The following is a 16,952-nucleotide window of genomic DNA, read 5'->3' as shown; positions in this document are numbered from 1 at the left end:
AGAACCTGTGCCGAAGCCGAAGCAGTTCCGGTCCGAGCAGACGCGCCAGGCGCTGATCCTGGCGGCCGCGGAGCTCTTCGATCGCTACGGCTACGGCGCCACCAGCGTGAGCGACATCCTGGAGCACGCGGCGTCGTCGAAGGGGGCGATGTACTTCCACTTCGCGGGCAAGGAAGAGCTGGCGTACGCGGTGGTGGAGGAGCAGCACCGGCTCTGGACGGCGGAGGCCGAGGTGCTGGCGGGCGCCCAGGGCTCGGGTCTGGAGCTGATGCTGCAGTTGTCGCGGGACCTGGCCGAGCTCCTGCGCGTCAATGTGGTGGTGCGCGCCGGCATCCGGCTCACCTTCGAGAACGCGACGTACCGGGACCCGGTCCCCGGGATCTACGGGGACTGGGTCGGCGTCATCACCGGCCTGCTGGAGCGGGCCCGTGACCAGCGGGAGCTGCGCGCGGACGTTCAGCCGGACTTCCTCGCCAGGGTCTTCGTCAGCTCCTACACCGGGGTACGGGTGCTGTCCCAGGCGCTGGGCACCGAACTGGCCCCGCAGCTGGGCGAGATGTGGGAGGCACTGCTTCCGTGCGCCGTGCACCCGCGCAAGCTCGCCCACTTCCGGGCGTACGCCAGGGCTCTGCACTGCGGGGGTGTCGCCGTCGCGCGACCGGTCTGACCGGCAGGCGCGGGCGGGCGCCGTCGGGCGCTCGAACCAGGGGAGTTGCTGCTTCTGTCACGCCAACTCTGCGTTAAAGATGCGGAGTTGGGTCTGCGGCGGGCGAGAGGACGCGGAATCGCGGTCTCGTCCGCCGATGCGACCCAGGGCGCGCGGGGCGGTAACTCCCCTTCTTTCGCGGCGCCTTCAGTGACTTCCCCCGTTGCCGACATGGCCGTCCCTCCCAGAACTTGTATGTAGCAGCCAGATATTCGTACCACGCGGTCTGGCTTGCCGCCCAGATTCTTTGCTGGGTCTTGGTGATCCCCGAACGCCCCCCTCTCGCGCTGCCCGTATGTCCATATTCAGGCGGATCGCTCCCATGAGTGCTCCGCCTTCGGCTGGATGAAACATGGGCAAACCGGGCCATGCATCGAATCGATCTATGTCTGTTGACAAGGACGATCGGTTTGGTTTTAGTTGAGGTCTGGCGGCGGCCGGATCCACGGAAGCGACACGGAACCGGCACTGAGGACGTGCATCCCCCCGCGATACAGCGGTGATTGAGGAAGCGTCACCGCGACGACTGCCCTACATCCCAGCTCACCCCCCACCCCGGCCATCCGGCGCCCCGGCCCAGGCGCGCCGGACGCCGCTGCGGTGCGGCCGGTCGAAGAGGAGCGACACCGTGAGGTTCGGCAACGACTTACGCATCAGAGCGGTCGGTTCCTGGTTCCCCGATACCAGTGAAACCGCTGCTCAGGCCATGGATGACGGCCGCCTGGACGAGGGCTCCGCGTTACGTGCGGGCATCAGCGCCCTGCCGGTCTCAAACGTCCCGGCACCCGACATGGCCGTGCTGGCCGCACGCACTGCACTTGAACGCTCCGGATGCCAGTCGAACGACATCGACCTGCTGATCCACACCTGGCTCTACTACCAGGGCCACGAACTCTGGTCGCCCCCGCACTACATCGCCCACCGGCTCGGCGCCACCTCGTGCCTGCCCCTGGCCATCCACCAGGGCTGCGACGGCGGGGCGCTCGCCCTCTACGACGCGGCCCTGCGGCTGCGGGCGGACCCCGGCGTCTCCAAGGCCCTGGTCACCTCCTCCGACCGCTTCGTGCGCCCCGGCATCGACCGATGGAACTCCTATCCGTCCATGGGGCTCGGCGACGCCGCCGCCGCGATCCTGCTGCACCGGTCCACCGCGGGGGACGACGCGTTCATCCTGCCGGCGCTGAACACCGTCTCCGCCGTCGAGATGGAAGTCGTCCTGCGCGGCCACGCCCCCCTCGCCGCCGCACCCCTGGAGGCCGGCTCGCCCGTCGACGCCGTGACCGCCGCCCGCCAGGCCACCGCGGACATGGGCAAGGGCGTCTTCGACGCCATCGCCCGCGAACGCATCCGCACCGTCCTGACGAACACCCTGCGCGACGCCCTCGTCGAGCCCGACGACCCGCGCCTGCGCTGCCTCGTCCTGCCCCGCGTCGGCGCGCGCACCCTCGATGCCCAGTACCTGCCCGTCCTCGAGGACGTCCTCAAGTGCGAGCAGCTGCGCTTCGACGACCGCACCGGCCACCTCGGCTGCAGCGACTGGGGAGCCGACCTCGACGAGCTGTACACCCGGCAGATCCTCGCCCCCGGCGAGATGGCCGTCCTCATCGGCGCGGGCGGCGGCTTCACCTGGGTGTGCGCCCTGGTGCAGGCACCCGGCACCGACTAGCGAGAAGGCGAGAGAGTGAACACCGGACTGCTGTCCCTCGGCACGTACCTGCCCGAGACCGTCATCGACAACGACCGCATAGCCCAGTGGACCGGCGCCGACGCCGCCTGGGTGACCGAACGCACCGGCGTCCTGGAACGGCGCTACTGCGCCCCGGGGACCACCACCTCGGAAATCGCCCACCGGGCGGCCGCCCGCGCCCTGGACGGACTGCCCCAGCTCGCACAGCAGTTGCAGCACATCGTCGTGGCCACCTCCACCCCCGACCAGCCGCAGCCTTCCACGGCCGTCGTCCTCCAGGACCGGCTCGGCCTGCCGGGCGTGCCCGCCTTCGACGTCAACGCCGTCTGCTCGGGCTTCCTCTACGGCCTGTCCATCGCCGACTCCCTGCTCACCACCCGGTCACCCGGACGCACCGCGCTGGTCGTGGGCGCCGACATCTACTCCACCATGATGGACCGGACCGACCGGCGGACGGTCAGTCTCTTCGGTGACGGAGCCGGGGCCGTGGTCCTGGGACCCGTACCCGAGGGATACGGCATCCGCCACGTCCACCTGACCGCCGACGGCGCCCACCGCGAGTACGTCGAGGTCGTGGCGGGCGGCACCCGGCAGCCGCTGGACGCCGGGGCCCGCGAGCGGGGCGAACACCTCTTCCGCATGCGGGGCCGCGAGGTGCGCGACTACGCGATGCGCACCTTCCCCAAGGTCATCTCCGAGGCCCTCGCCGGGAGCGGACTGCGGCTCGAGGACATCGGGCGCTTCGTCTTCCACCAGGCCAACACCCGGCTCATCGAAGCCTGCGTCCGCGAGATGGGCATCGACCCCGCCCGGGTCCCCCTCACCGCCCCCTTCCTGGGCAACACCGCGGCCGCCTCCATCCCGCTCACCCTCCACCACGAGCACGGCCGCCGCCCGTTCGAGCGCGGAGAGCACGTGCTGCTCGCCGCCGTGGGCGGCGGCATGACCGCCGGCGCCGCCGTCGTCACCTGGTACTGACCGCGTCCCCGACCCACCGATCCACCGATCCACACGAAGGAGACCAGCGTGCGACTCGCTGGACGAACAGCAGTGATCACCGGAGGCACCCGTGGCCTCGGGCGCGCCATCGCGGAGCGCTACCTGGACGAGGGCGCCAACGTCGTCGCCGCGGCGCGGAGCCCGTACGACTTCAAGGAGGTGCTGGACCGCCACCCGGACCGGGCCCGCCTGGAGATCGTGGACGTCACCCGCGCCGACTCGCTGCGCACCCTGATGACCTCGGCCCACGAGCACTTCGGCGGGGTCGACGTGGTCGTCGCCAACGCCGGGGTCAGCCGCGACGGCCGCATCGAGCGGCTGCCGGAGGAGCAGTGGCAGGAGATGATCGACACCAACCTCACCGGCACCTTCCTCACCACCCAGGCGGCGGTTCCGGTGCTGCGCGAGCGCGGCGGCCGGATCATCAACATCTCCTCCAGCATGGCCACGCGGGTCGCCGTGGGCGCCGCCGGCTACTGCGCGACCAAGGCCGCCATCGAGATGTTCACCAAGGTCTCGGCCATCGAGCTCGCACGCCAGGGCATCCTGGTGAACGCCCTCGCCCCCGGGATCATCGACGCGGGCATGGGCCAGGACCTCAAGAGCAACGACAAGGCCTGGGAGGCCTACCGCACCCGCTTCGCCCTCGGCCGGGCCGGGCGTGCCGAGGAGGTCGCGGACGCCGCGGTCTTCCTGGCCTCCGAGGCGAGCTCCTACGTCAACGGACATGTGCTCGAGGTCAATGGAGGCCTGCTGTGGGCGTGATCGCAGAACAGCACCCGGCCGGCGCCGGGTCCGCGCAGGAGCGGACCGACTCCTCCGCCGCCGAGGTCCGGCTCGAGCTGCTGCCCGGCGCGGTGGCCGTCATCAGGCTCGACCGGCCCCCGCTCAACATTCTCGACCGTGACATGCAGGCACAGCTGCACCGTGCCGCCGACGAGGCCGCGGAGCGCGACGACATCCGGGCGGTCGTCCTTTCCGGCGGTCCGCGGGCGTTCTCCGCCGGCGCCGACATCCGCGAGATGGCCGGCATGTCCCACCTGGCCATGTCGCGCCACGCCCCCCTGCTGCAGGCCGCGTTCAACGCCGTGGCCGCCATCCCCAAACCGGTGATCGCGGCCGTCAACGGCCCGGCCCTGGGCGGCGGATGCGAACTGGCCCTCACCGCGGACCACCGGATCTGCGGCCGGGGTGCCCGGCTGGGGCTGCCGGAGGTGCTGCTGGGCGTCATGCCCGGCGCGGGCGGCACCCAGCGGCTGCCGCGCCTGGTCGGGCCCGCCGTCGCCAAGGACCTGATGATGACCGGCCGGGTCGTCAGCGCGGCCGAGGCCCGGTCCATCGGCCTGGCCGACGAGGTCGTCACGGACGCCCAGGTCCTGGAGACGGCCGTCGCCCGGGCCACGGCCCTGGCCAAGGGCCCCGCCGTCGCCCTCGCGGCCATCAAACAGGCCGTCGACCAGGGCGGCACGAGCGACCTGGGAACGGGACTCGTCCTGGAGACACGTCTGTTCTCCGCGCTGTTCGCCACCGACGACCGGACCGCCGGCATGCGGGGCTTCCTCGAGAACGGGCCCGGCCGCGCCGAGTTCACCGGCCGGTGACCCCGCCCACCACGGCCCGCGAGGCCCCACCCGCCACCGGCGGGAACCCCCAGGACACCAAGGAACAAGGAGCCAAGAGGTGACGACGAGCACCCCGCCGCGGCCCGCGGCGACGGAGACCAGGCCCATCACCCTGGTCGACGGGTACGTCCCCGTCATCGACATCTCCGGAGCCCGCCAGGGCGACCGGGCCGGCCGCCTCCAGGTCGCCCGGACCATCGGAGACGTCTGTGAGAACAGCGGCTTCATGGCCATCACCGGGCACGGGGTGCCCCAGACGGCCATCCGCGACGCCTACGAGGCCACCCGGGCCTTCTTCGCCCTCCCCGACGAGCACAAGCAGCGCCTCCTCGCCGACCGGGACGACCCGCTGATGCGGGGCTTCGGCCGCAAGGGCAACCTGGCCGCGGCCAACGCCGGAGCGGACCCCGAACAGGCCCGCCGGCTCGCCGACCTCTCCGAGACCTACACCTACAACAGGCTCGGCGACCCCGGCGCCACCGGCCTCCCCGCCGACGCGCCCGCCCTGCTGAGCCTGCCCAACAAATGGCCCGACCTGCCGGGCTTCCGGGAGGCCTACACCGCCTACTACGCGGTCATGGAAGAGCTGGCCCAGGAGCTCATGCGCCTCTTCGCGCTGGCCCTGGACCTCCCCGAGACCTGGTTCGACGACAAGATCGACCGGCACATGACCAACCTGACGGCCAACTACTACCCCGGCCAGCAGCACCCGCCGGAGCCCGGCCAGCTGCGCAAGGGGGTCCACAGCGACTGGGGAAGCCTCACCATCCTGTACCAGGACGGCGCCCCCGGCGGCCTCCAGGTCCTCGACAAGGAGGGCCGGTGGGTGGACGTGCCGGCCATCGCCGGAACGTTCGTCATCAACATCGGCGACCTCATGGCCTTCTGGACCAACAACCGCTGGGTGAGCACCGTCCACCGCGTGGTCAACCCGCCGCGCGACGTGGCCCTGCGCGAGCGCTACTCCGTGCCGTTCTTCCTCCAGCCCAACTACGACGCCCCCATCGAATGCATCCCCACCTGCACGGGCCCGGGCAACCCGCCGCGCCACCCGGCCACCACCTCCGGGGCCTATCTCACCGGCAAGCTCAGCGCCGCGTACGGCATATGAGCACCGGCCCGGCCCCGCGGGCCGGGGCACGCGCCCGGCCCAGGGCATGGGCGATCGGCTCCGCCACCGCGGCGGGGGCGGTGCTGGCCCTGCAGGCCTGGATCAACGGCCGGCTGGGCGAGGCGGTCCACGACCCCGTGGCGGCGGCCGCCGTCTCCGACGGCCTCAGCTTCGCGGTGCTGGCGCTCTTCTGCCCCTTCCTGCCGGGATTCCGCCGCGGCGCCGCCCGGCTCACCCACCGCGGCACCCCCGGGCCGGGCCTGCGGCCCTGGCACTTCCTCGGCGGCATCGTCGGGGGAGTGGTGGTGCTGTCCCAGGCGACGAGCACCACCGCGCTGGGCGCGGCCCTCTACACGATCGCCCTGGTGGCGGGCCAGAGCCTGAGCGGGCTGTGGGTCGACCACCGCGGCATCGGCCCCGGCCCGGCCACCAGGGCCGACGCCCGCCGCCTGGCCGGAGCCGCACTGGCCCTGGCCGCCGTGACCGTCCCGCTCCTGGACTCCCTCACCGCCCGCACCCTCTGGCTGGCCCTGCTCCCGTTCGCCGCCGGCATCGGCCTGTCCTGGCAGATGGCCGTCAACGGCAGGCTCAACGCCGTGGCCGGCAGCCCCTATCCGTCTGTGGCGCTGAACTTCCTCCTCGGCGTCCTCGTCGTCGCGGCCGCCCTGGTCGTCGACCTCGCCGTGTCGGGAGCACCGACGCACTGGCCGCACGACGCCCTCCTCTACAGCGGCGGTCTGCTGGGCGTGGTCTTCGTCATGGCCTCGGTGCTCCTGGTGCGCCACACCGGCGTCCTGGTCATGGGCCTGGCCATGACCGGCGGACAGACCCTCGGGTCCCTCGCCCTGGACCTCGCCGCCGACGGCGGCGGGCGGACGGGCACCACCACGCTTCTGTCCTCCGCGGCGATCGTCCTCGCCGCCGTCCTCGCCGCCCGGCCGCCCGCCGTGCGCCAGGACGATCCGCACACCCCTCTTCCCGAAAGGCAGCTGACATGACCCTCCAGATCAGTGAAGAGACCACGGCCGGCACCGCCCTCGCCGGGCGCCCGGACATCGAGCTGCGCAGCGACATCACCGTCGAGCTCGTGGACCACAGCGCCAGCGACCTCAGCGTGGTCCGTGCGGCCCGGGTCTCCACCGCCGGCGAGCGCGCCCAGCGCGAGGACAAGGGCGACGGCTACACCGAGGGCCTGATCAAGTACCTGATGCGCTGCCGCCACGGCAGCCCCTTCGAGCACAACTACATGACGTTCCTCATCAGCGCCCCCATCTTCACGGTCCGGCACATGATGCGGCACCGCACCTGGTCCTTCAACGAGGAGAGCGCCCGCTACCGCGAGCTGGAGCCCGTCTTCTACGTCCCCGACGAGCAGCGCCTGCTGCGCCAGGAGGGCAAGCCCGGCCACTACCAGTACGTGCCCGGCGGCCCGGGCGACCTTCAGGACGTCGTCACCTCGGCGAGCGAGGTCTACCTCTCCGCCTACCGCGAGTACAGCCGGATGCTGGACTCCGGCATCGCCCGTGAGATCGCCCGCATGGTGCTCCCGGTCGCCACGTACTCCTCGGTGTACGCCACCTGCAACGCCCGTGCCCTCATGCACTTCCTCGGCCTGCGCACCAACCGTCCCGACTCCGCCTACCCGTCCTCCCCGCAGCGGGAGATCGAGCTGGTGGCCGAGGGCATGGAGGCCGAGTTCGCCCGCCTGATGCCCCTCACCCACGCGGCGTTCGAGTCGTACGGGCGCGTCAGCCCGTAACACCCGCACGCCCCCCGACGGCCGGCCGGGCCGCGGCTCCCCCTACCGCCGCCCGGCCGGCGCCCCTCCTCCTCTTCTTCTCTCTCTGTCTCTCCCGGCCCTTCCTCTCCCTCACCCAGACAGGTTGGATTCCACGTGCGCGTCACCATTTATGCGGGATCGTCGTCAGGCAACCGACCGGCCTTCGCCCAGGAGGCGGCCGCCTTCGCCCGCAGGCTGGCCCAGGCCGGTGCGGACATCGTCTACGGCGGCGGAAGCGTCGGCCTCATGGGAGTGGTCGCCGACGCGGCCCTTGCGGCCGGCGGCAAGGTCATCGGAGTGATCCCGACGTCCCTGGCCGATGCGGAGGTGGCCCACACCTCGCTGACCGAACTCCACATCGTCGACACGATGCAGGAACGCAAGCACATGATGGAGACCCTGGGCGACTGCTTCGTCGCGATGCCCGGCGGGGTGGGAACGCTGGAGGAGACCTTCGAGGTCTGGGCCGCGCTCGTCCTCGGTCACCACGGCAAGCCCGTCACCCTCCTGAACACCGAGAACTACTGGAGCCGTCTGCTCTCCCTCGCGACGAAGGCCGCCCACTACGGCTTCATGAGCCCGCGGGAGAGCGCCTCGCTGCTGCCGGTGCGGGACGCCGACGAACTGCTCGAGCTGATGGACCGCTGGACCCCGCCGCCGCCGCGCTGGCAGCGGCCCGCCGCCGTCCCCGCCGCCCTGACCGCCGCCGGCTGAGGAAGGAGAGCCCGCCATGGAAGCCGAAGCCCTCATCGAACAGCTCCTCTGCCAGGACTCCGACACCGTCGTGGACATCGCCGGCCTGCTCTGCGACCGCCACCCGCGCGACCGCCGGGCGCTGAGCGTCGTCCGCCCGGACGGGGAGCGACTGCGCGTGGAGAGCGTCACCTACGGCGAACTCGCCGACCGTTCCCGGCACCTGGCCGGCGGCCTCGCCGGCCTGGGCGTCGGCCCGGGGGACCAGGTGGCCACCCTGATGGGCAAGTCCGCCGAACTCGTCGTGGTGCTGCTGGCCCTCTGGCGGCTCGGCGCCGTCCACGTCCCCCTCTTCACCGCCTTCGCGGACCGGGCCATCGCCGCCCGTACCGGCACCGCCAGGGCCCTCGTCGTCGACGCCGGCCTGCTGGCCAAGCTGGACCCGCTGCGCGACGACGCCGGTGCGACGCCCTGGACCGTGGTCGTCAACGGCGACGGGGGCACGGCCGCGGGCACCGCACCGACGCTGCGCGCGCTGGAGGCCGAGGGCGCCGCCGCACCCGCGCCGGCCCGCATCCGGCGGGCGAGCGACGCCGCCTTCATCACCCTCTACACCTCCGGCACCACGGGGGCGCCCAAGGCGGTCCCCATCCCGGCCCGGGCCCTCGCGGCCTTCGTCTCCTACCAGCACTACGCGCTGGACCACCGCGCCGACGACGTGTTCTGGAACATGAGCGACCCCGGCTGGGGGTACGGCCTCTACCAGGCCGTCATCGGACCGCTGGCCCTGGGCCGGCACACACTGCTCCTCGCGTCCGGATTCGACGCCGCCCTGACCCTGCGCGTCCTCGCCGAGCTGAAGGTCACCAACTTCGCGGCCGCGCCCACCGTCTACCGCGCCCTGCGCAATCACGACCGTCCCTGGACGCGCCCGCAGGCCCTGCGCTGCTGTTCGGCCGCCGGCGAACCCCTGAACCCGGACCTGCCCCGCTGGGCGGAGGAGCACCTGGGGGCGACGGTCCACGACCACTACGGCCAGACCGAACTCGGCATGGTCCTCGGCACCGCCTGGCACCCCGGCCATCGTGCGGCCCCCGCCCCCGGCCGCATGGGCCCGGCCCTCCCCGGCTGGACCCTGGCCGTGATCGACGAGAGCACGCACCGGCCGCTGCCCGCCGGCACGGTCGGCTGCCTCGCCGTCGACGTGCCGCACAGCCCCCTGATGTGGTTCACCCACTACCTCGGCGGCCGGCCGCGGACCTCCGGCCGGTTCAGCCCGGACGGCCGGTGGTTCCTCACCGGCGACCTGGCGAGCGCCGACGACCGGGGCCGGTTCGCCTTCGCGGGCCGTGACGACGACGTCATCATCATGGCCGGCTACCGCATCGGCCCGGTGGACGTGGAGAACGCCCTCCTGGAGCACCCGGCCGTCGCCGAGGCCGCCGTCACCGCCGTCGACGACGCCCTGCGCGGGGAGGTGCTGGAGGCGTTCGTCGTCCTCACCCCCGCCGCGGTCCCCGGCGACGACCTGGCCACGGCCCTGCGCCTGCACATCAAGCACCGCCTGGCCGCCCACCTCTACCCCCGCGCCGTGCACTTCCGGCAGGCCCTGCCCCGGACGGAGAGCGGGAAGGTGAAGCGGAAGCAGCTCCGCCATGAGCGCGAGCGGGAGCTGGTCGCCACATAGCGTGGTGGTCCGGCTACCTGACGTCGCTTCAATAAATCTTCACATGTGGGTGTGACCGGCGGTACGAGCCCCCGCCGCTCCTCGGTATGCCGGTTATGCCCAGTGCGCTTGATGAACGTGTGTCCGGCTATGTTCCGCGAGCGCCGCGGACCCCTCGCATCTGTTACTCGATCCTGTGAAGAAGTTGTGATGGTTGGGTATAGGAATCGGATAGTCGCCCCCTCCCGCTCGTCGTCGGGCGTCAACACGGTTGGCCGTGCCACCTGTTCGCGTGCTTATATCTGCGCACCGCAGCGGCCCTGAGAACGGTGGTCGTAAAAGGCCGGGTCGCTGAGGTGCTCATTGAGAAATATTCAGACGAATGAAGGGTGCGCAAAAAATGCGTGACAACCTCGAGACCCGTGAGATCGCCGACGCCGAGCTGGACGCCGTTTCCGGCGGTGTGAGCATTTCCGGTGGCCTCCTCGGCGCCGTGACCGGCGACGTCCACAACGTGCTGGGCACCGTGACCGGCCTGCAGACGGTCCAGGCCGTCCCCGGCGTCGTCGGCCAGGTCGAGGGCATCGTCGGCGTGCAGGCCGGCGTCGCGGGTCTCTGAGCCCGGGCGGGATATCCGTACCCCGTGAACCCCGGAACCCCGGAACTCCCCATCCCGGTTCCGGGGTTCACGGCTGCCCGGAATTCCGCCGCACATTTCAGCACCCGTGTCACGAATGCAGTCGAAGGAATGGTTCGTGCAGTTCCGCCAAAAGGCGCTTTCCAAGCTGCAATCGCCCGAAGAACTCGATTTGCCCGTGCGCTTCGCGCGCCCGCAGGGCCGCCTCGTTCTGGCCGTCACGGTCGTCGTCATGGCCGCCGCGAGCTTCTGGGCATTCACCGGATCCGTCTCCTCGAAGCTGAGCGCACCCGGCATCCTCACCCACGCCGAGGGCAGTTACATGCTGCAGAGCCCGTACGCGGGGCAGATCACGCAAGTCCTCGCGAAGGAGGGCCAACTGCTGCCCCCGGGCGCACCCCTGCTCGAGGTCGGTACGGACCGGGGGGCCCGGACCGTGCGCGTGGTGGCCGGGGGCCGGGTGACGACCCTCGTCGCCAAGATCGGGTCCGTCGTCACGACCGGCGCGGACGTGGCGACCGTGGAACGGGTGACGAGCCCGGACGACCCGATGGTCGCCGTGCTGTACGTACCGGGCGGAAGCGGCGGGACGATCCCCGTGGGCGCCCCGGTCGACCTGAGCGTGCAGTCCGTCCCCCAGCAGAGGTTCGGCGTACTGCGCGGCCGCGTCAAGGCGGTCGGCCGCGCGCCCCAGACACCGGCGCAGATCAGCGGCTTCCTCGGCGACAGCCGGCTCGCCGCGCAGTTCTCCCGGCAGGGGAACCCCGTCGCCGTTCTCGTCCAGCTCGAGCGCTCCGCCACCACCTCCGGCTACCGGTGGTCCTCCGCGGGCGGGCCCCCGTACGCCGTCGACTCCACGACGCCCGTCACCGGCGCCGTCCACCTCTCCGCCCAGCGGCCCGTCGACTGGCTGCTGCCGTGACCGCGCGCCGTCGGCGCCCGGAGCCCAAGGCCGGCACGCGTCGCCGCGCGACGGCCCCGGTGACCGGCAGACACAAGACCGTCCGCACCCCCACCGTGCTGCAGATGGAGGCGGTGGAGTGCGGCGCCGCCGCGCTGGCCATGGTGCTCGGCCACTACGGCCGCTTCGTCCCCCTCGAAGAGCTGCGCATCGCCTGCGGCGTCTCCCGCGACGGGTCCCGCGCCAGCAACCTCCTCAAGGCCGCCCGCGGCTACGGCCTGAAGGCCAAGGGCATGCAGATGGACCTGGCCGCGCTCGCCGGCGTGAGCGCGCCGGCCGTCCTCTTCTGGGAGTTCAACCACTACGTCGTCTACGACGGCATGGGCCGCCGCTTCGGCCGCCGCGGCGTGTACGTCAACGACCCCGCCAAGGGCCGCCGCTTCGTCCCCATGGACGAGTTCGACACCAGCTTCACCGGCGTCGTCCTCACCTTCGAGCCCGACGACGGCTTCCGCCGCACCGGCCGCAGGCCCGGCGTCATGGGCGCCCTGCCGGCCCGCCTGCGCGGCACCTCCGGCACCCTGCTCGCCGCCGTGGTCTCCAGCCTCCTGCTGGTGGCCGTCGGCGCGACGGTACCCGCGCTGAGCCGTACGTACATCGACATGTTCCTGATCGGCGACCAGACGTCCGCGCTGGGCGTGCTGTTCACGTCGATGGCGGCCGCCGTCCTGCTCACCGCCACGCTCACCGCCCTGCAGCAGGCCAATCTGCTGCGCGGGCGCATCATCTCCTCCACCCTGGGCAGCGCCCGCTTCCTGCGCCACCTGCTCAGGCTGCCGGTCACCTTCTTCTCCCAGCGCAACCCGGCCGACCTGGTCCAGCGCCTGCAGTCCAACGACGCCGTCGCCGAGACGCTGGCACGCGACCTCGCCGCCGCCGGCGTCGACGCGGTCGTCGTGGTCCTCTACGCGGTGCTGCTGTGGACGTACGACCCGCAGCTCACCGTCGTCGGCATCGGCATCGCACTGCTCAACGTGGTGGCCATGCGCATCGTGATCCGCCTGCGCGCCACCGGCACCCAGAAGCTGCGTGCCGAGAGCGCCCGGCTCACCAACACCTCCTACAGCGGCCTGCAGCTCATCGAGACCATGAAGGCCACCGGCGGCGAGAACGGCTTCTTCCGCCGCTGGGCCGGCCAGCACGCCGTCACCCTCGACGTACAGCAGCGGCTCGGCGTGCCCAGCGCCTGGCTGGCGGTCGTCGCCCCCACACTGGCCGCCCTCAACAGCGCGCTGATCCTGATGATCGGCGGCCTGCGGGCGGTGGAGGGGCACCTCTCGGTCGGACTGCTCGTCGCCTTCCAGGCCCTGGTCACCAGCTTCACCGCGCCCATCACCCGCCTCAACGGCGTGGCCGGGCGAATCCAGGACTTCGCCGCCGACGTCGCCCGCCTCAAGGACGTCGAGAACTTCCCCGTCGACCCGCTGTACTCACGGCCCGAACCCCCCGGCGGCACCCGCCGCCTCAAGGGCCACGTGGAGCTGGACGCCATCACCTTCGGCTACAGCCCCCTGGACGCGCCGCTGCTGAAGGACTTCTCCCTCTCCGTCGGCCCCGGACAGCAGATCGCGCTCGTCGGCGGCTCCGGCAGCGGCAAGTCCACCGTCTCGCGGCTGATATCCGGCCTCTACGCCCCCTGGGAGGGCACCATCCGCATCGACGGGATGCGGCTGGAGGACATCCCGCGCGGCGCGCTCGCCGCCTCCGTCTCCTTCGTCGACCAGGACGTCTTCCTCTTCGAGGGCACCGTCCGCGACAACGTCGCGCTGTGGGACCCGTCGATCCCGGACGAGGCCGTCGTCGCCGCCCTCGAGGACGCCGCCGTGTACGACGTGGTGGCCCGCCGCCCCGGCGGCATCCACAGCCGCGTCGAACAGGACGGCCGCAACTTCTCCGGCGGCCAGCGCCAGCGCCTGGAGATCGCCCGGGCACTGGTGCGCCGCCCCAGCGTCATGGTGCTCGACGAGGTGACCAGCGCCCTGGACGCGGTGACCGAGCAGGTCGTCATCGACAACCTCCGCCGTCGCGGCTGCGCCTGCGTCGTCATCGCCCACCGGCTGAGCACGGTCCGCGACAGCGACGAGATCGTCGTGCTCGACCGGGGCACGGTCGTCGAACGCGGCCGGCACGAACACCTGATCGCCGCGCGCGGCGCGTACGCCGAACTGGTCAAGGAGCACTGAGAATGACGACTCCTCACTACACCCCGGTCACCGATCCGGTGGTGGCGGCCCTCGGCGGGCTCGGCTCGCCGGTCGACTGCACGGGCCTGCGCAGCCTGTCCCTGGAAGGACCGCTCGTGCTGTGGCTCGTCGAGGAGGGCGAGCTGGACCTGTTCGCCGTCGACGCCGCCCAGGCCGGCCACTGGCACTTCCTGGGCCGGCTGGAGGCGGGCACGCTGCTGCTGGGCCCGGCCGAGGGCCCCGAGCACACGCTCGTCGGCCGCCCCCGCCAGGGCTGCCGGCTGCGCCGCGTCGACCTGCGCGAGCTGTCCCGCCCGGAGTACGGCGGGTACGGCGAGTACGGCGGGTACGGCGGTTACGACGGGTACGGCGGCGAGCATTGGTACGACACCGCCGACGGGACGCTCAGCCCCCTGGAGAACGCCTTCGCGCTCGGCATCGGCCGCGGCCTGCGCGTGCTCTACCAGGCACCGCTGGACGGCCGCGCCACCACGGGCGGGGGCGGCGCCGACGACGACGTCCTGTGGATGCAGATCACCCCGGGCAGCGTGCAGTACGGCGCCGCCTACGAGGGGTACACCGCGGGCACCCTCCTCGTCGACGCGGCCATGTGGCAGGGCATGGTCGACCAGCAGTACCGGCTGCTGTACGCCCTGGACCGCTGGATCGAGCAGCTCGAACGCGCCCACGAGGACCGCACGGCGGCCGGCATCGAGGCCGGCGAGGCCGCCCGCAGCCAGGCGGACCAGGCGCTGCTGGCCTCCATCGACCGCTCCGGCGGACGCCCCGGCCGCGGCGCGAGCGACGACGCGACCTTCGCCGTGTGCCGCCTGGTCGCCGACGAGGCCCGCATCGCCCTGTCCGATCCGGGCGAGGCCGGCGCCGGCCCGGAGCGGACGGACCCCGTCGAACGCATCGCGCTCGCCTCCCGCATCCGCACCCGCGTCGTCAGGCTCGGCGACCGCTGGTGGCGGGAGAACAGCGGACCGCTCGTGGGCCGGCGCGCGCAGGACGAGACCCCGGTCGCACTGCTGTGGCGGCGCGGGGCCTACGAAGCCGTCGACCCCGCCACCGGCGAACGGGAACGCATCGGCAAGACCAACGAGGCCGCCTTCGCACCGCAGGCCGTCATGTTCTACCGCCCGCTGCCCGACGGGCCGACGGGCCTGCTGCGGCTGCTGCGCTTCAGCGTGCGCGGCACCCGCGCGGAGCTGCGCAGCCTGGTCCTGGGCGGGCTGGTCGCGGTCGGCCTGGGCGCGCTCGTCCCCCTCGCCACCGGCAAGGTGCTCGGCGCGTACGTACCCGCCGCCGAGAACGGCCTCATCGTGCAGACCTGCCTCGCGCTCATCGCCACCAGCGTCGTCTCGGCCGCCTTCATGCTGCTGCAGAACATCGCCATCCTGCGCATGGAGGGCCGCATCGAGGCCACCTTGCAGCCGGCCGTCTGGGACCGGCTGCTGCGGCTGCCGACGACGTTCTTCACCGGCCGCTCCACCGGCGAACTGGCCGGCGCGGCCATGGGCATCAGCTCCATCCGCCGCGTGCTGTCGGGCATCGGCCCGGTGTCCGTGCAGGCCAGCACCGTCGGCGCGATGAACCTCGTACTGCTGCTCGTCTACAGCGTGCCGCTGGCACTGGTGGCCCTCGCCATGCTGCTGGTCGTCGCCGCGGTCTTCCTGGGCCTGGGGCTGTGGCAGCTGCGCTACCAGCGGCAGCTCATCCGGCTCGGCAACAAGCTCAACAACCAGGCGTTCCAGACCCTGCGCGGGCTGCCCAAGCTGCGCGTGGCGGCGGCCGAGTCCTTCGCCTACGCCGCCTGGGCGCGGGAGTTCGCCCGTACCCGCGAGCTGCAGCAGCGCATCGGCCGGATCAAGAACGTCATCACCGTGCTCAACGCGGTCTATCTGCCGCTGTGCACACTCGTGATGTTCATGCTGCTGGCCGGCCCGGCCCGGGGCAGCATGTCCGCCGGCGAGTTCCTCACCTTCTCCACCGCCGTGACGATGCTGCTGTCCTCCATCACCCAGCTGACCGGCGCGCTCCTCTCGGCCGCCGCCGTGCAGCCGATGTTCGAACAGGTCAAGCCGATCCTCCGGGAGACCCCCGAGGTCCGCGGCTCCAGCACCCGCCCGGGCGAACTGAGCGGAGCCGTCGAGGCCCGCCGGCTGTCCTACCGCTACGCCGACGACGGCCCGCTGGTGCTCGACGACGTGTCCCTCCAGGTGCGACCGGGCGAGTTCGTCGCGATCGTCGGGGCCAGCGGCAGCGGCAAGTCCACTCTGCTGCGGCTGCTCATAGGCTTCGACAAGCCGGCTTCCGGCAGCGTCCTCTACGACGGCCAGGACCTGGCGGCACTCGACCGCGCGGCCGTGCGCCGCCAGTGCGGCGTCGTCCTGCAGAACGCCCAGCCCTTCTCCGGCTCGATCCTCGACTGCATCTGCGGCGCCGAGACCTACCCGCTCGAAGAGGCCTGGGAGGCCGCCGCGATGGCAGGCCTGGCCGACGACATCAAGGCCATGCCCATGGGCATGCACACCGTCCTCTCCGACGGCGGCACCACCGTCTCGGGCGGCCAGCGCCAACGCCTCATGATCGCCCAGGCCCTCATCCGCAAACCCCGCATCCTCTTCCTGGACGAGGCCACCAGCGCCCTGGACAACGAGGCCCAACGCGTGGTCATCGAGTCCACCCGCGCCCTGCACGCCACCCGCATCGTGATCGCCCATCGGCTGTCGACGGTCATGGACGCGGACCGGGTCGTCGTCATGTCGGAGGGCCGGGTCGTCCAGCAGGGCACCCCGGCAGAACTGCTCGCGGACGCGGGCGGCCTCTTCCACGAACTGGTGCGCCGGCAGATCGGGTGAGGGGGGGGCGGGCGTCGCGGAGACCACGCGGCCCTTTTCGGCG

At 72.1% G+C, this 16,952-nt stretch carries 14 protein-coding genes; all 14 read left to right on the top strand.

Annotation, left to right across the window (positions count from 1 at the left end):
* Positions 1-7: 7 nt before the first annotated feature.
* The 14 genes from ACIGXW_RS17575 (at position 8) to ACIGXW_RS17510 (ending at position 16,909) form a co-directional block, all read left to right on the top strand.
* The gene (locus tag ACIGXW_RS17575; protein ID WP_071962443.1) at positions 8-667 is read left to right on the top strand and encodes a ScbR family autoregulator-binding transcription factor; all 660 of its coding nucleotides are present in this window, start codon (positions 8-10) and stop codon (positions 665-667) included.
* A gap of 745 nt (positions 668-1,412) precedes the next feature.
* Entirely contained in the window at positions 1,413-2,372 is a 960-nt protein-coding gene (locus tag ACIGXW_RS17570; RefSeq protein WP_399573809.1) for a ketoacyl-ACP synthase III family protein, read from the top strand.
* A gap of 15 nt (positions 2,373-2,387) precedes the next feature.
* The gene (locus tag ACIGXW_RS17565) at positions 2,388-3,371 is read left to right on the top strand and encodes a 3-oxoacyl-ACP synthase III family protein (RefSeq protein WP_399573808.1); all 984 of its coding nucleotides are present in this window, start codon (positions 2,388-2,390) and stop codon (positions 3,369-3,371) included.
* Positions 3,372-3,419: 48 nt separating this feature from the next.
* Positions 3,420-4,157, top strand: a complete 738-nt coding sequence (locus ACIGXW_RS17560) for an SDR family NAD(P)-dependent oxidoreductase (RefSeq protein ID WP_399573807.1) — start codon at positions 3,420-3,422, stop codon at positions 4,155-4,157.
* A gap of 77 nt (positions 4,158-4,234) precedes the next feature.
* Positions 4,235-4,993, top strand: coding sequence for an enoyl-CoA hydratase-related protein (locus ACIGXW_RS17555; protein WP_360907568.1), 759 nt, complete (start codon positions 4,235-4,237; stop codon positions 4,991-4,993).
* A 79-nt stretch (positions 4,994-5,072) separates the two neighbouring features.
* Positions 5,073-6,125 carry an isopenicillin N synthase family dioxygenase gene (locus ACIGXW_RS17550; RefSeq protein WP_399573806.1) on the top strand — a complete coding sequence of 351 codons (1,053 nt, stop codon included), beginning with the start codon at positions 5,073-5,075 and terminating at the stop codon, positions 6,123-6,125.
* Complete coding sequence (locus ACIGXW_RS17545; protein WP_399573805.1) at positions 6,122-7,123, top strand: DMT family transporter; 1,002 nt, start codon at positions 6,122-6,124, stop codon at positions 7,121-7,123. Before ACIGXW_RS17550 ends, ACIGXW_RS17545 begins: the two co-directional genes overlap by 4 nt.
* Positions 7,120-7,884: an FAD-dependent thymidylate synthase gene (gene thyX, locus ACIGXW_RS17540; RefSeq protein ID WP_399573804.1), complete on the top strand. Its 765-nt coding sequence runs from the start codon at positions 7,120-7,122 to the stop codon at positions 7,882-7,884. Before ACIGXW_RS17545 ends, thyX begins: the two co-directional genes overlap by 4 nt.
* 135 nt (positions 7,885-8,019) lie before the next feature.
* Entirely contained in the window at positions 8,020-8,619 is a 600-nt protein-coding gene (locus ACIGXW_RS17535; RefSeq protein ID WP_399573803.1) for a TIGR00730 family Rossman fold protein, read from the top strand.
* 16 nt (positions 8,620-8,635) lie between these two features.
* On the top strand, positions 8,636-10,285 hold the full coding sequence (locus ACIGXW_RS17530; protein WP_399573802.1) for an AMP-binding protein: 1,650 nt from the start codon (positions 8,636-8,638) through the stop codon (positions 10,283-10,285).
* A 379-nt stretch (positions 10,286-10,664) separates the two neighbouring features.
* The gene (locus ACIGXW_RS17525) at positions 10,665-10,883 is read left to right on the top strand and encodes a hypothetical protein (RefSeq protein ID WP_071962454.1); all 219 of its coding nucleotides are present in this window, start codon (positions 10,665-10,667) and stop codon (positions 10,881-10,883) included.
* A gap of 136 nt (positions 10,884-11,019) precedes the next feature.
* Entirely contained in the window at positions 11,020-11,823 is an 804-nt protein-coding gene (locus tag ACIGXW_RS17520; RefSeq protein WP_399573800.1) for an HlyD family efflux transporter periplasmic adaptor subunit, read from the top strand.
* Positions 11,820-14,045: an NHLP family bacteriocin export ABC transporter peptidase/permease/ATPase subunit gene (locus tag ACIGXW_RS17515; protein ID WP_399573799.1), complete on the top strand. Its 2,226-nt coding sequence runs from the start codon at positions 11,820-11,822 to the stop codon at positions 14,043-14,045. Before ACIGXW_RS17520 ends, ACIGXW_RS17515 begins: the two co-directional genes overlap by 4 nt.
* A gap of 2 nt (positions 14,046-14,047) precedes the next feature.
* Positions 14,048-16,909: an NHLP bacteriocin export ABC transporter permease/ATPase subunit gene (locus ACIGXW_RS17510; RefSeq protein ID WP_399573798.1), complete on the top strand. Its 2,862-nt coding sequence runs from the start codon at positions 14,048-14,050 to the stop codon at positions 16,907-16,909.
* The last annotated feature ends 43 nt before the right edge of the window (positions 16,910-16,952 follow it).

Origin of the sequence: Streptomyces sp. NPDC053079, assembly GCF_044546695.1 — a bacterium.
Lineage (GTDB): Bacteria > Actinomycetota > Actinomycetes > Streptomycetales > Streptomycetaceae > Streptomyces.
This window is presented reverse-complemented; position numbering and strand designations above follow the sequence as displayed.

What these genes read in the sequence shown, in the direction of transcription:
- ACIGXW_RS17570 (WP_399573809.1), top strand. Translation starts at nt 1,413, where the DNA reads ATGGATGACGGCCGCCTGGACGAGGGCTCCGCGTTACGTGCGGGCATC.
- ACIGXW_RS17545 (WP_399573805.1), top strand. Translation starts at nt 6,122, where the DNA reads ATGAGCACCGGCCCGGCCCCGCGGGCCGGGGCACGCGCCCGGCCCAGG.
- thyX (WP_399573804.1), top strand. Translation starts at nt 7,120, where the DNA reads ATGACCCTCCAGATCAGTGAAGAGACCACGGCCGGCACCGCCCTCGCC.
- ACIGXW_RS17530 (WP_399573802.1), top strand. Translation starts at nt 8,636, where the DNA reads ATGGAAGCCGAAGCCCTCATCGAACAGCTCCTCTGCCAGGACTCCGAC.
- ACIGXW_RS17525 (WP_071962454.1), top strand. Translation starts at nt 10,665, where the DNA reads ATGCGTGACAACCTCGAGACCCGTGAGATCGCCGACGCCGAGCTGGAC.
- ACIGXW_RS17510 (WP_399573798.1), top strand. Translation starts at nt 14,048, where the DNA reads ATGACGACTCCTCACTACACCCCGGTCACCGATCCGGTGGTGGCGGCC.